The sequence below is a fragment of the Thermostilla marina genome (assembly GCF_054657455.1).
Window position 1 is genome coordinate 2,125,942 of the sequence record NZ_BAAHYR010000001.1, and the last position, 14,344, is coordinate 2,140,285.

Sequence of the window (14,344 nt, forward strand, 5' to 3'; positions counted from 1 at the left end):
TGCAAAGACTCGTAAATATTCGAATTCCGTCTTTGGCTGCGCGCCTAGAGCACGGCAGCCGGGGCCGGTGTCGGATCGTTCTTGAAAATCGGCACGGCGTGTAACTCTCCGAAAAACTCGGGGACGGATCGAAACCGGTCGTTCGGATTCTTGGCCAACGCTTTGATCAACAGTTGCGAGAACTGCGGTGACACTTCGGGGTTGACTGTTTCGGCGGAAGGCGGCGGAGCCTTCAGGTGTTTCGTCAATAGCTCGTTTTGCGAGCTACCGGTAAACGGTGGTCGCCCGGTCGTCAGTTCAAAGAACGTGCAGGCGAGGCTGTACAAGTCGGCGCGGCCGTCGAGCGGTTTCTTGCGGATTTGTTCCGGCGAAATGTAGCTGGCAGTGCCTTGGATCTTGGGGGCACCACCGAAGAACCGTGACAACAGCCCGCCGGTTTTCTTGGCCAATGCGAAATCGATCAATTTCACTTGGCCCTTCGGTGAAACGAGGAAATTGTCGGGCTTGATGTCGCGGTGGACGTACCTTTGCCGATGCATGGCCGCCACGGCCTCGGTGGCTCCGAAGATGATTTGTCGGATGATTTGTCGATAACTGTCGAGGCCCTCTTGGATCCACGATTTCATGTTCGGCCACGGGCACCACTCGATCACGAGGAATGGGACCCCCTGCTCGACGCGGTACTCGAGGATGTTGATCAGACTGTCGTCGAGAACGCGTCGGCGGAATTCGTATTCTCGCTTCAAATACGCGATCTGACCACGGTCTTTGGCTGCCCGATGGACGAGCATTTTCACGGCGTACGTGACGCCGGTCGCGTCGTGGATGGCCTTCCAGAGTTGCGTGGTGGCCCCACTGTAGATCAAGTTCGTCAACCGATATGGGCCGAGTTGTCGAATTCCGCTGGACACGATTCCCTTCAATCCTCGTTTCGCAGGCCGAATGCTCTTCTCAATGACGCGTTCCGGTGGTTGCCCCCCTGCCCTTTCCCGCGTTCGTCTGCCGAACTAGCGAGGGCAGTTTGCGCGGAATGCGCAAGCTAGCGTAAGCACGGCAGAGATAATCATGTTCAGTCTACCGAAAACGCAAAATCCCCACAATTGCGGCTCACATCGCCCTGTGTTGGGGCGTGTGCGTTCCGAAGTCGGTAGCTCCTTCCCTTTCCTGCAAGATGGACTCATAAAGAGTACGTATCTGGCGGGTCATTTGTTGATGGCAAAATCGCATCTTGCATAACTCGCGCCCACGTCGACCGAATCGGTGTCGTTTTTGCGCATCGCCCGCCAACGAGATTATGGCTCGGCTGAGGGAGGAGATGTTCCGGGGAGGGATGAGGTGTCCTGTTTCGTCTTCCAAGACGACCTCGCGGGCGCCGTCGATGTCGTAGCTGACGACCGGCTTTCCGGCGAGTAGCGCCTGCGGCAAGACGCGTGCAAGACCTTCGCGCAGGCTTGTGTGAACGACGACGTCCATGGCCCCAAGATATGCCGGGAGTTTTTCGGGAGGCACGAGGCCGACGAACCGAAAATACTCGGTCAAACCGCGATGCGCGATTTCGGCTTCCAGCCGGGAGCGAAGGATGCCGTCACCGACGAGTAGGAATCGCACGTGCGGTGCCTCACGGACGATGGTCTCGGCGGCACGAATCAGATCCTCGTGTCCTTTCAAGTGGAACAAGCGGGCAATCTTTCCGACCACGCAATGATCGTCGGCGTATCCTAGTTCTCGCCGTGTTTCGTCGCGGTGGGTGTCGGCTTGAAGGAACGGGGCGACTTCCATGCCGCTGTAGATCGTCGTGAACTTGTCGCGGGCGGCGACGCCGTCACCGGCCAAAAGATCTGTCATCGCGTCGGCGACACTGATCATCGCGTGGCAGCGTTTTGCCGCGTAGATTTCGCATATCCGCACGAACCAGCGGGCCGGGGCCGGTTGATATGGGTGGTACGGGGCACCGTGGACGGTATGGACGATCGCGGGCGCTCCGAGCTTCCAAGCTGCCCGGCGTCCCAGGATTCCCGCTTTCGCGCTGTGTGTGTGCACGACGTGCGGCTGGAATTCCCGCAGGATCGTCAAGAGCTTTCGATACGCAACGAAATCACGCCATGGATGAACGGCTCGCCGCATTTCGGGGATTTCGAAGATTGGAACACCCCAGCCTCGGGCTTTTTCCAACAGCGAGCCTTCCGGCCCCAAGGCGGGCCCGGTGATCAACAACACGTCGTCGCCGTAATCGCGCAAGAGATCGCGGCAACACAGAAGCGTGTTCTCCTGTGCACCGCCGAGAATCATCCGGGTGATGATGTGAGCGATTCGCACGAGTCGTGAATCGGTCGATTACAGGTCGAATTCGTACGGTGGCGGATAGGTGACGCGCACCAGGAACAGGCCTTGCGGCGGCGCCGTCGGACCGGCAATCCGGCGATCACGCGATTCGAGCACTTCGCCGATCCACTCGGGTGGCCGGGCTTTGCGACCGACTTCGACAAGGCTGCCGACGATGTTCCGTACCATATTGTACAAGAAACCGTCGGCTTCGATCTCGATCGCGAGTAGTTCATCGGAACCGGTCGAGAGCACGCCGCCGGAAACACGGTTCACAGAGAGGGCCGTGACGGTTCGCACGCTGCTTTTTCGCGGTGCGCCGCTGGTTTCGAAGGCAGAAAAGTCGTGTCTGCCTCGGAGTTGTTCGGCAGCTTCTTGTGCGGCTGCCTGATCAATTTTGTAAGGGATTTGCCACGCCATATTCCGCCAAACGGGGAGCGGCCGGCCGTCTTGGATCAGGTAGCGGTAACGCTTGGCGGCGGCATCGCGAATGGGGTGAAAATCGGGAGAGACCTCGTCCGCGTGCCGAACTCGAATGTCGGGCGGTAAATTGGCGTTCAACGCCCTGCTCCACACTTCGGCCGATAACGACGATTCGGTGCGAAACACGGCGACCTGCCCCAACGCGTGCACCCCTGCATCGGTACGTCCGCTGGCTAAAGGGCGAACGTCTTCTCCCGATACGCGGCGAATGGCATCACTCACGGCGCCTTGAATCGTGGGGTGATTCGGCTGGATTTGCCATCCGGCGTAGGCCGTGCCGTCGTATGCCAAAAGCAGCCGAATCGTTCGCATGGTCAAAATCGTCCGGCGTCGAGGGCCCCTACCCCGTCGGTTTCGAGCAGGAGCGCGGCAATCGATTGGCTGTCTCGTTTTCAGGACTTGGCCAACAATTGGGCGATTTGGACGGCGTTCGTCGCGGCACCCTTGCGGACATTGTCGGCCACGCACCAGAACGTGATGCCGGATTCGCTGGAGATGTCCTCGCGGATGCGGCCGACAAACACTTCATCGCGCCCGTTACACGAGATCGGCATGGGATATTGGTTTTGTGCCAAATCGTCGATGACGACGATGCCTTCGGCGGCCTCGAACAACTCGCGCGCTTTTTCGGCGGTGATTTTCTTTTTGGTCTCGACCAAAATGCTTTCGCTGTGACAGTTGGTGACCGGCACCCGTACGCAGGTGGGGCAAACCGCGATCGATTCGTCGTTGAAAATCTTGTGCGTCTCGAGGACCATTTTCATTTCTTCGGAGGTATACCCCTTGTCCCGCGGCGACCCGATTTGCGGGATGAGATTGAAGGCGAGCGGGTGAGCAAAGGCTTTGTATTCGTAAGTTTCTCCCGATGCTGCCGCCCGGACGGCTTCTCTCAGATCGCGACTTCCTTGCAACCCTGCTCCGCTCGCCGCTTGGTACGTGCTGACGACCACTCGCTTGATGCGGCCGTAATCGTGGAGCGGCTTCATCGCCACGACCATCTGGATCGTCGAACAGTTGGGGCTGGCGATAATACCGCGATGGTTCCGAACGGCCTCGGGATTCACCTCCGGAACGACCAACGGAACATTCGGATCCATACGCCATGCGGCGCTTTCGTCGACGACCACGCAACCCCGCTCCACGGCTTTCGGGATGAACTCGCGGGCGACGTCATCGGGGGTGCTGCTGATGACCAGGTCGACGCCGTCGAATGCCTCCGGTTGCAGCAGCTCGACGGTGTACTCCTGTCCGGCGAACGTGATCGGTTTGCCTGCCGAACGCTGCGAGGCGAGAAACTTGATTTGCTCGAATTCGAACGGCCGCTTTTCCAACAAGCTGCAAATAATCCGGCCGACTTCTCCGGTGGCTCCGACGACGGCGATCGACTTGAACACGGGAAGACTCCCTAAGTTGAAAAACACCACTGTCTGGAATGCCCATGCATCGTGTTTGATGGCGGACTTCAGGAAAGACCGTCAAGTCGGCAAGACACGCCGCGGCAACCGACGGTTCGCGCACGAAATGACGGCCGTTCACCCGGAATCCCACCTCCACGATATAGCGAACTCTTCATTCTACGAAGAGGCTTCAAATGGCGAAAGTCGCCCCTGGATGCACTAACATGGCGGGGTGGTCTCTACCCATTGGTGGCGGGGGGGTTAGTCGGCTGGATTCGGCGCCGGGTTTTCCGTGCTGCGGTCTTCTTCCGGAGCAGGCCTGTCGTTTTCCGGAACACTCGCCGGGGTGGCGGAGGGGCGGCCCCCCTCCCCTGCTCCGTCATTCGATGCCGCTTCCGGTTCGGATGTGGTTTGCTCGGGCGCTTCAGGCTCTGCCAAGCCCGCTAATTCGATGATCTTCGATGCCCGCAACAAACTACCGAAGCGGCTGGGTAAGAACGTGTCTTGTTGATACAGGGCGACGGCTTGCGGATAGTTGCGTTGCAGCTGAGTGATGCGCCCCAAATGAAATAGGACGCCTGACTGCCATTCGATGCCCTCTTGCTCGGCCAGCGTGTGGCGCTGAAAAATCTCGACCGCCGAGTCGAAGTTGCCTTGTTCCATGGCGATCAGCCCGAGCCAGTACGCGGCGGTAACTTTCATTTGCTGAAAGAGGGCGTATTCTTCGGGACGCAAATGCATGGCCGACATTTGCCGTTCGGAAAGTCGGGCTCGCTGGAAGAACGAGGCGGCTCCTTCCTCGCCTGCCAGCTTCCCCTGGAAGTACAATTGACGCCCTCGCCACAGCGGCGCCACGTCGCCGATCACCAATTGCAACATTTGCAAGCGGGCTTGCGTGTACCGGGTGATTTCTGTCGGATACTGAACTCGCTGGGCTACCATTTCGAACGGGTATGTCCATAACCCTACCGTCGTTACTCGCGGATGGGTCGCGAATTGCTCCGCAACGGCCGTTGCATCGATGTACAAAGCGAACCGATCACGGCCGGTCAGTTCCTCTTCGATCCGTTTCATTCGTTGTGCCAGCGCAAGCGGCGGCGCCGGAACGAAGACTGCTACGCGATCCAAGACCGACGGATCCGGCAAGCGTTGCCACGTTTCGCCGATGTCCAATTGTCGGACGATGGCCGGATTGCCCGCTGCATCGTCGAGGGTGGCGGTTTCGGCGGTCAACAGGCCGTATTCGTTGAAGTAGAAGCCGCGTTCGTTGGGCACGGGAACACCCAACAACGGATCGAACAGGTGGATCTTCCCGTCGATCAGGACGCCGACGAACGCGACTTGCCAGGTTCCGGCTCCGTCGGGTGTATTGGGTTGGACGGCGATGATTCCGGCGTCGAGATGCTCTTGTCGACAAAGTTCAGTGAACACCAGCGCGCGATCCAATGGAGAACCGCGCCCCAGCAACAAGACCTCCGTCATACTAGGGATCAGCGGTACCCCGGAAGGCAGCACAGGGACGCGTTGTTGGTTTTCGAGCTGGATGTTTCGAATCGTCCAGTCGAATAGGGATCGCGCGCGACTCAAATCGTCCAAGGTATCGCCGCATGCCCAGTCGGCGATTTGGCTGAACCAATAGCTGACCAGTAAGTGATTCGCATCGTTCTGGTTGAAGCTGAATTCCCCAAGACGTTGAACGACCGGCAGTTGCCGGAAGCCTTCGGGGAGTTGGTCGACGAGAGGATCGGGTTGCCACGCGGGATCCGGCTGTTGGTCTTTCAGCCACTGATTGAGTTGATCGGCGATACGGCCGATCATTTCGCCGCCGTTGAATTCGTGTAGGCGATGCAAATCGTTGATCGCAATGTCGAAATAGCGCCGACTTTCAATATGCGCCGCTTGGGCCCGTGTGCGAAGTTGTTGTTGCTGCTCCGTCGTCGACCGGTTCGGACACCCGGCCGAGAGCACGATTCCCGCGAGGCACACGATTGCCGTTCGAGAAACGGTCCAGCGAAAGGCCGAACCTCGCAGTTGCGTTCGGAAGGCTACAGACAAGTGTCGCATCAGAAGTTTTGCTCCACGCATTGACGGAGTTTGAGCAGCCCGCCGAGCAGGCTTTCCATCGCATCGAGGGGAACCATGTTGGGACCGTCGCTTCTTGCTTCGTCGGGAGCGGGATGGGTTTCGAAAAACAACGCGTCCACGCCGACGGCGACGGCGGCCCGCGCCAAAAACGGCACCATCTCTCGATTTCCGCCGGAAGTCGTTCCTCGACCTCCCGGTTGCTGGACGCTGTGCGTCGCATCGAAGACGACGGGAACCCCGAACGACCGCATGACGGGCAACGCTTGCATGTCGTTGACCAAACGTCCGTATCCAAAAAACGTGCCCCGCTCACACAAAAGGATATCGCGGCAACCGGCGGATTCCAACTTCTCGATCACGTTCGCCATATCGCCGGGGGCCAAGAATTGGCCTTTCTTGACGTTGACGGGCTTGCCGGTTTGGGCTGCGGCGGTGAGCAGGTCCGTTTGGCGGCATAAGAAGGCCGGGATTTGAAGCAGATGGCATACCTCGGCTGCCGGCGCCGCTTGAGACGGTTCGTGGATGTCGGTCGTCACGGGAAGGCCCGTTTCTCGGTGAACCTCTGCCAAGATGCGAAGGCCCTCGTCAAGGCCCGGGCCGCGATACGAGTGAATGCTCGTCCGATTGGCTTTGTCGAACGACCCCTTGAAGACGATCGGAACATTCAACTTGTCTCGAAGTGCCGCCAATCGCCGAGCGACACATAGCGCAAGTGATTCGCTTTCGAGAACACATGGTCCGGCAATGATCAATAAAGGTTTGCCGACGCCGCAACGGTATTCGCCGATGGTCACCACCGGATTTGGCAACGCCCTGCTCCTTTCTCCAGAGACGCAAGAGTACAGATATCGGACGATTGGTTCGGTTGGTCCGACCCGCGGTTGCGGAATCGATCGTGGTCCTTCCTTGAATGGTAACCGATACGAAGCGTGTTGTCCGCCTTGATGCACGCGACCGAAGGCGACGGTCGGCGCGCAACCGGTCGCTCAATCGCGAGCTTCGGCAGCGGGACTGTTCGATGGAATGATGAGCCGGGCACGATCTGGGACGATCTCGATTTCCAGCGGAAGACGACCGCCCGGGTCGCCGTCCAACTGATAGGCCAAATCGTGTTCAGAGGTGATTCGGAAACGTCGGGCGGCGGTCAGCGTGCAATCGGAGAGATGCACGTGTTGGGCGAATTGGGCAAAGGCTACGTAACGCAGACCGTGCACCAGGCCTCCTTTGGCAAGGGTGCAGAGATCCAGCAGCCCGTCGGTGCCGATCGCCTTGGGAGTCAGCGGAAGGCCCCAGGCGTATTGGGGAATGTTGAAGACGAAGGCCCAGCGGCCGACGGCTTGTTTCGACTTGGGGGCCGAGTCCCCTTCTTCGCGCGACTCGAATTCAATGCGGATTTCGGGATAGGGATACGAGGCGATCAACTTCAAGACGGGGCCCACGTAACTGAAATAACCGGCATAGCGCCCATTGCGTTGTTGTCGTCGTTGGTGGACGCGATACACGGCTTCGGCGTCGAACCCGCAACTGGCGACCGCCAGGAAAAGCCGACCGTTTGCGCTGCCCGCATCGAATCGACAGACACGGCCCTGACGAATCATCTCCAGAGCCTTGGTGGGCGATTTCGGCAGGCGGAAATGACGGGATACGAGATTCGCCGTACCGGCAGGCAGCAACGTGAACGGTACGCCGGGAACCGTTCGATTGACCAACTCGGCGGCGGTTCCGTCGCCCCCGATACCGACGATCGTGCGCAGGGTGCCCTTTTCGAAGGCGCGGTTGGCCAAATCGGCGGCTTCGCTCAAGTCGCTCGATACAGTGACATGGAACCGGCTTTTTTCGAGAACGGACAGAAAGGCCTTTCGTCGTTTTTCGCGAGATCGCCAACCGGCCTTGGGGTTGATCAGCACGACAATCTGATCGGCTTCCGGGGGTAGTTGCTCGATAGCCATAGTACCTCGTACAGGGAGCGAAACCTGTCGATGATGGGGAATCGATCGGCTTATATGGTACGATCGAGATTCCCTTAATCCGAACATCTCACCGTTGAAGATGCAACCTTCCGGTGGTTGATTCGCGGCGAAAACGCGAGAATTGTGCCTTAGCTGAAGTGCCGGCATTAACTTCAAGGGGCTGTGTATTATTTTGCAACACTCAAACGCCGAGAACTTGTTGCCGCCATGCGGCTGTGGCATCTTGCAACACACTCGATGCTTTTTTGGCGAAAAAAGATTCACCTAAACAGGGGGTGCCTTTCTTGTGGGCTCGGGTGAATGTGTTGAAGGATTTTCATAAGGTCCGATCTGTCAATGGGTTACGTCAGATTTTCGGTAAGCGGTCGAGCTTTGGCGCGGGATGTGCTCAAGAATAGGCCCCCGGAGAGGGCGTACCTCTCCGATGCTGGCCCGTGGGGTCTTCGACGGTCGGTGCCGAGTGATTCCCTTGCCCTTGTCGCTCGGTTGAGCCGCTGTGGAGGCGGCTGGTCGAAGGCCCCATTTTTCTTTCTACCCGGCCCCCGGCACAAATAGGCGCATAAGGCGATCTTCCTCGGAAGTCGAATTTCCGGGGCGGCGGCCGTCATCGGTTCAAATTTGCCAGGGCCGTTTGGATGAGGTCGTCGAACGGGAATTCCACGTAGCGGGACAATTGACGCCGATCGTATTGCAGCTTGACCGCCGCCGCGTGATTCGGGGCCTTGGCGATGGCCGCGTCGAAATTGGCTGCAATCGAGGCGGATTGCTTGCGCCCTTGTTCATAGGCCTGTTTTGCGTCTTCGGCATAGGCTGCGGCGGCTTCGTCCAGTTGGGCAGCGGCTTTTTCGATGGTCGACGATTCGCTTGTCAGGACGGCGTACTCGCGGAGCTGTCCGACCCAATAGAAAAGCTTTTGGCGAGCTTCGTCGCTTATGGGGGAGTCGTCATCGACGGCCGGCAAGTGCCCCACCATCGCGACCAGTTCATCCATGGCTTGTTGGTAGTCGCGGCGCGACATGTGGAACCACGCCAGCCCCGCATAAGGAATCGGATCGGCGGGTTGGGCCATTTTTAGTTGTTCCAAGAACGCGATTCCTTCCCGCGATTCCTTGGCGCGCACCAGCAGCAATCCGTACAGCAATTCCGGTTCGGGTTCGCCGTCGGCAGCCGTTCGCGCTTCGCGGTAGACTCGCTGACCTTCGGTCAGGTCGGGCTTACTTTGGGCCACCAGCGCGGCCAGCCGCATAATGGCCTGTTTGGCTTGGTTGCTCAGCCGTGGAGGCCGGTTGTCGGGGAGGAAGATCTCGGGGGTTTGCGTTCCCGCAGTTGCTTGGGCAAGGCGGGGGGTTTCGAGCTTCAAGTACGAGAACAACTCGGTCGGTTCGATACGTCCATCACGGTTGGCATCGGCCTTGCCGCGAAAAGCCGAGACCAACGCTTCGCCGAAGGCGCAGCGTTCTGATTCCAGAGAGACGGAATGTTGGTCGTCGACCGTTCCCGCGATGACGGTCACCGTGCGGAACGGCGCCATGCCCGGTGGTCCCTTGACGGTGGCCAGCAACGCGGCGGCTGATCCGCCGGTTTGTTCCCAGCCGTCGACATCAAAGAGAAGCAGTTTGCTCTTGGCTGGACAAGCTTCGAGTTGATCGAGTAGCCACTGAAGTGCGACGCCCGTGGTTTCCAGATTCGCGAGATCGGTGTCTTTGGCCGCCACATACCCGCGTTCATCGACCAGCCCCCCGCGACCCGCGACGAACACGATCAATTGTCCGTCGGGTGGAACGGTCTTGAGCAGGTTGGCCAAGCCTTGAGTCAAGCGTACGCGACTGGGGTTTTCCAGTTTCAGCGCTTGGGAACGCGGTACGGCGTATCGCTTCAAGAGTGCATCGTACAAAGCGGTTGCGTCGGCCCTCGCGTGCGGGCACGCGGGAATCGTGGCGTCGTCGAACGAATCTAAGGCGACGAGCACGGCCCAGCGGTCGGCTTGGGCCGGCCTGGTCGCTTCGATACGCATAGCTTGCGGTATTTTCTCTCCCGGCCGATCATGCGTAATGTCGACCCGATCGCCTGTGCGAAGTTCTTCCAAGGAAGCCGGTTCGCCGGCCAACGAGATTTCGCAGTCGGAGCCGACTAGAAATTGGGATACTTCCGAAGAGCCGGTCAGTACGACGCCGATCGTTCGACCGGTGTAGTCGATTTGCTGAATCGTACCGGCCTGTCCGACGATGCGATACGCATCGATGCGACGAATCTGCGTATCGGCGATAACCGTCACGTGGTCGCCGGGCCGGATATCGGCCGGTGAGAGCAATTGCTCGTTGATTTCCGTCCGATCATTCAGGGTAACGGTGCAGTCTTCTGCAATGGGGAAACTCGTCAACTGGCCGTTATCCGTCCGCTCGACGGTAAGCTCACCCTTTTGGGCATCGATATTGCGAACAACGCCTTCGAGTGTGACTTGGCGGTAAACGCTCAACGCCACAGCCCGAAACCCTTCGTTCTCGCCGATGTATTCCAGTTGGATGCGATCTTCCGGTTTGATGTCGGAGATCGAGATCGTCCGGCCGTCAATCGTCGTTTGGTCGTTGAAACGGATCGGCACATCTTGCGGAACGACCACCGTCACGGTCGTCTTGCCGTCGGTTCCCAGAACCGTCAACGTACCGTCGGCCAACGACACCGCCTGAACGTTTCCGGCAATGGTCTCCGGCCGAATCGCGTCCAGCCGTTGGATTCGCATTCCTTGCGAGTCGAGGTAGCTCTCGACTGTGATTCGGTCACCGGGTTGCAGGTCGCGTAAGAGGTGTTTTCGTCCGTTGATGAACACCTCGTCCGAAGGTTTGATCCTGATTTCGACCGGTTCCCCTTCGTCGGTGTTGATTACCAGCAACCGTTCGTCGAGAAACAAATTGCGAATTACACCCGACGGCGGAGGCGGCGGGGCGACAGGCTCCGGTTTTTGGGCCGGAGGGAGCAGCATCAAGACGCATAACAGCAGTGAACAGACGGAGGCGATCGCCAACAAGATGCGTTTGTTGCGCTTTTTCTTGCGTTCGGCTTCCGCGGCCTTGGCAGCTTCCTCATTCTCGTCCACCGGCGGAGGCGGTACGACCTCGCCGCGGGCGGACGGCAGCATCCGAAGGGCTTCGCGCGCCGATGAAATCCGTTTCGACTGGTCCTTTTCAACGAGACCGTCCACGACGGCCGCGATGTCGGGCGGGACGCCTTCAAGAACCTGGTCGACCTTGGGAAGTCGCTGGTCGGCTGCCGAGTGCCACATCATCCACGCGACTTGTTGGTCCCGACCGAAGGCATCCAAACTGGGAAACAACAGTTCGAAGTCGGGGCCGCACATCAGTTCGTAGGCGGTGAACCCCAGCGAATACAGGTCACTGGCCGGTCCGACCTGGCCGAACTGGTCCGAGATCAGCTCGGGGGCCATGTATTTGGTCGTGCCCTTGAGGAGACTGCCCGAAGCATCGGTGGCACGGCGCGCCAGCCCGAAATCGCCGAGCTTGACCCGTCCCTGGGCGTCCAATAGCAGGTTGCTCGGCTTGATATCGCCGTGAATGACGCCGTTGGCATGGAGGAATTCTAGGGCCTGAAGCGTTCCGGAGAGGACGTCCCGCAAGAAATCGAGATCGATGGGACCGGTTTCGACGCTGCGCTGAAGATTTCCCCGCATCAACTCCAAGATGATCCATCCGCGTTTGCGATCGATGTCGTAGATCGTAACGATGTGCGGATGCTGAAGCGACGCGAGCAACTGGGCTTCGCGCCAATAGCGTTCGAGCTTTTCCGGGTCGCTGCGAAAGTGGCGGTGGATTTCTTTGACGGCGACTTCGCGTCCCAGTTCGCGGTCGCGCGCCTTGTACACCGTGGCAAAGTCGCCGGTGGCGATTTCTGCGACGATTTCGTAGCGTGGTGTCGATTCCATCACCGTCTCGCTGGTGTTGATTCGGGATCACGATTCCGGAAGCGGAGCGTCCCGCCGTGGGCGACCGGCAAGGCACATGCTTTCGGCGTCATGGTTGTAACAAGATGCGAATCTGTTCTTCAAGTCGCTTGTCGCGTTCGCGGCTGCCGGTCAAGCCGCGAAAACTATCGGATTCGGCGAACAACAATCGCAACACGCGGCGGTACATTTCCCGCTCGGTGCGCGTGTCGCCGCGAGAATGGGCCCATTCCGCCTCCCGCAAGTATACCTGATAGGGCTCCAGGGGTTCATCCGGATTGAGATTGGTATAGTACTCTTCGGCAATGATACGTCGAGCCTGGTCTTTGGCCGACAGATTGCTGCCCGTCGGCTGTACGTCGACGAACAACAGTAGAATCGAAGCCATCACGCTCAAGGCTGCCAAGAAGAACAGCAACAGCGGGTTCGATTGTTTGGGTTTTTCTTCTTTTTCCTCTTGTTCCTGATCTTCCTTGAGGTGCAGGTTGGGCAGATCCCCGTCGCTGCCGAGTTTCCATTGAGACTCAGCTTGCTCGGTCAGGATCAGTCTTGCCACCTTTTTCTTCGGTCCCGCAGCCCCCGGCGAAGCATCGTCCCCTGCCCTGTCGGCCGTTTTCGTCGGTTGCGTCACGGGCGCACTTTGTTCCGCCGGCGTGGAGACTGCGGCTTGTCGTTTCGGCGGGGCGGTCGGTTGGGGACTGGAGGGTGAAGCCGGTGTCTGCGCGGCCGGCGGGGCGGACGGTCGGCGTGAATCTGCCTTCGATTCACGTAAGGCATCGAGTTTCAGGCGGGCTTTACGCCCGATTTGCGTCGGGATCGATTCCGTCGGCGTGTCGTGCGAGTCGGCTTCAGGGGGCTGCGAAGGAGTTGAGTCGCCCTCCTTCTGGCCGGAAGCCATCGTGGGCGGTACGGCTAAAGGCGCATCGTCGGCTGGAACATCTGCGGCGGTCGGTTTCGTGCCGCCGGGGTGAAACCGATGGTGACACCACGGGCATTTCAGCCGCTTGCCGTGTAAGTCCGGCTTCACGGTGATTTCCGTCTTGCACAAAGGACACTTCACTTTGATCGGCATCGCCGGCCAACTCGCTTGGATGGATAGGTCGGATCAGAGAATCATACCGAAATACAGGTAGTTCAAAATAAACGGACCGAGGATGATCAGGACGGTGGCCGCCATGACCAGCATGCTCGGCAGCAACATGTTGACGCCGGCCTCGCCGGCGACCATTTCGGCGCGTTGCGTCCTCTTGATTCGGAGAACATCCGCCTGCGTGCGAAAAATATGCGCCAACGGACTTCCCAGTTCTTCACCTTGTAGGATTGAGCCGATGATGCTGGTGATTTCGTCGTCGGCCAAACGATCCCGCATGGCACTGAAGGCTTCGTATCGGGTCTTGCCCATGTTCATGTCGGTTAACACGCGCCCGAACTCCTCGGCAATCGCGTGGCCCTTGTACTCTTCAACCGCCTGGGCCAGTGCGTTGAGGAACGTCGAGCCGGCTTCCATGAGCAACGTCAACAAGTCGAGCAAGAACGGCAAGCGACGCTTGATTTCGAGGATGCGCCGTTCCGCACGAGAGGCCAAACGGTATCGCAGCAACCAGACCGTCAGTATCGTTCCCACCAAGGCGACCAACACGCCGACGATGCCTACCGCCCGGACACAAAAATAAATGTAAAGCGGGGTCAGCATGAAGCTGATCAATTCGAGCTTCGCCAAGTATTCTTCGGCGAGCCAAAACCGCGAAAGTCCCGCCGCGTGAATGTGTCGTTGGATTTCGGGGAGTGCGTCGCGAAACGCGCGGCGATTGAACTGAGCCAACAGAACGATGGCCGGTTGAAATACGCGATAGAACGTGTCGGCACGGCGCAACTCGTTGATTCGGCTGATGTCGTACCGCCACTGTTCGCCCTGCTGTAAATCTTCGGTGTAGAAGACCGTCAGCAGCCAACGTGCCACCAGAAAAACGGCGATGCCCATCAGCGCCGATGCACCCCAAAGAAACCAGCCGGTTGTCTCGACGGTTTCGACGACCGTTACTTCAGGCGGCGGGACCTGAGCCAGTGTCAACCAGTGGTCGAAGGTCGGGAGCGGCGGCATGGCGATGTGGCTCTCGTATGCGTATGAAATC

Annotated in this window: 10 protein-coding genes; all 10 read right to left on the minus strand. The window is 59.0% G+C overall.

Translation table 11 applies throughout. The features are described from left to right. Positions 1-44: 44 nt before the first annotated feature. The 10 genes from ACYQ2I_RS07780 to ACYQ2I_RS07825 all read right to left on the minus strand — a co-directional run bounded on the left by ACYQ2I_RS07780 (position 45) and on the right by ACYQ2I_RS07825 (position 14,313). Positions 45-911, minus strand: coding sequence for a serine/threonine-protein kinase (locus tag ACYQ2I_RS07780; protein WP_460166445.1), 867 nt, complete (start codon positions 909-911; stop codon positions 45-47). A 196-nt stretch (positions 912-1,107) separates the two neighbouring features. After that, the gene (locus tag ACYQ2I_RS07785) at positions 1,108-2,316 is read right to left on the minus strand and encodes a glycosyltransferase family 4 protein (protein WP_460166446.1); all 1,209 of its coding nucleotides are present in this window, start codon (positions 2,314-2,316) and stop codon (positions 1,108-1,110) included. Positions 2,317-2,334: 18 nt separating this feature from the next. Beyond that, the gene (gene truA, locus ACYQ2I_RS07790) at positions 2,335-3,117 is read right to left on the minus strand and encodes a tRNA pseudouridine(38-40) synthase TruA (RefSeq protein WP_460166447.1); all 783 of its coding nucleotides are present in this window, start codon (positions 3,115-3,117) and stop codon (positions 2,335-2,337) included. A gap of 80 nt (positions 3,118-3,197) precedes the next feature. Then, positions 3,198-4,199: an aspartate-semialdehyde dehydrogenase gene (locus ACYQ2I_RS07795; protein ID WP_460166448.1), complete on the minus strand. Its 1,002-nt coding sequence runs from the start codon at positions 4,197-4,199 to the stop codon at positions 3,198-3,200. Positions 4,200-4,463: 264 nt separating this feature from the next. Continuing rightward, positions 4,464-6,266: a hypothetical protein gene (locus ACYQ2I_RS07800; protein ID WP_460166449.1), complete on the minus strand. Its 1,803-nt coding sequence runs from the start codon at positions 6,264-6,266 to the stop codon at positions 4,464-4,466. Further along, a complete protein-coding gene (kdsA, locus tag ACYQ2I_RS07805; protein ID WP_460166450.1) occupies positions 6,266-7,096 on the minus strand; it encodes a 3-deoxy-8-phosphooctulonate synthase in 831 nt (276 codons plus the stop codon). Before kdsA ends, ACYQ2I_RS07800 begins: the two co-directional genes overlap by 1 nt. Before the next feature lie 177 nt (positions 7,097-7,273). After that, complete coding sequence (locus ACYQ2I_RS07810) at positions 7,274-8,236, minus strand: diacylglycerol/lipid kinase family protein (protein WP_460166451.1); 963 nt, start codon at positions 8,234-8,236, stop codon at positions 7,274-7,276. Positions 8,237-8,861: 625 nt separating this feature from the next. Then, on the minus strand, positions 8,862-12,194 hold the full coding sequence (locus ACYQ2I_RS07815) for a serine/threonine-protein kinase (protein ID WP_460166452.1): 3,333 nt from the start codon (positions 12,192-12,194) through the stop codon (positions 8,862-8,864). A gap of 88 nt (positions 12,195-12,282) precedes the next feature. Continuing rightward, positions 12,283-13,284 carry a zinc ribbon domain-containing protein gene (locus tag ACYQ2I_RS07820; RefSeq protein ID WP_460166453.1) on the minus strand — a complete coding sequence of 334 codons (1,002 nt, stop codon included), beginning with the start codon at positions 13,282-13,284 and terminating at the stop codon, positions 12,283-12,285. A 33-nt stretch (positions 13,285-13,317) separates the two neighbouring features. Then, complete coding sequence (locus tag ACYQ2I_RS07825; protein WP_460166454.1) at positions 13,318-14,313, minus strand: type II secretion system F family protein; 996 nt, start codon at positions 14,311-14,313, stop codon at positions 13,318-13,320. Positions 14,314-14,344: the final 31 nt, after the last annotated feature.

Excerpts from the sequence above, each read along its gene's own strand:
- ACYQ2I_RS07810 (WP_460166451.1), bottom strand. The coding sequence starts at position 8,236 with ATGGCTATCGAGCAACTACCCCCGGAAGCCGATCAGATTGTCGTGCTG.
- ACYQ2I_RS07800 (WP_460166449.1), bottom strand. The coding sequence starts at position 6,266 with ATGCGACACTTGTCTGTAGCCTTCCGAACGCAACTGCGAGGTTCGGCC.
- truA (WP_460166447.1), bottom strand. The coding sequence starts at position 3,117 with ATGCGAACGATTCGGCTGCTTTTGGCATACGACGGCACGGCCTACGCC.
- ACYQ2I_RS07815 (WP_460166452.1), bottom strand. The coding sequence starts at position 12,194 with ATGGAATCGACACCACGCTACGAAATCGTCGCAGAAATCGCCACCGGC.
- ACYQ2I_RS07825 (WP_460166454.1), bottom strand. The coding sequence starts at position 14,313 with ATGCCGCCGCTCCCGACCTTCGACCACTGGTTGACACTGGCTCAGGTC.
- ACYQ2I_RS07820 (WP_460166453.1), bottom strand. The coding sequence starts at position 13,284 with ATGCCGATCAAAGTGAAGTGTCCTTTGTGCAAGACGGAAATCACCGTG.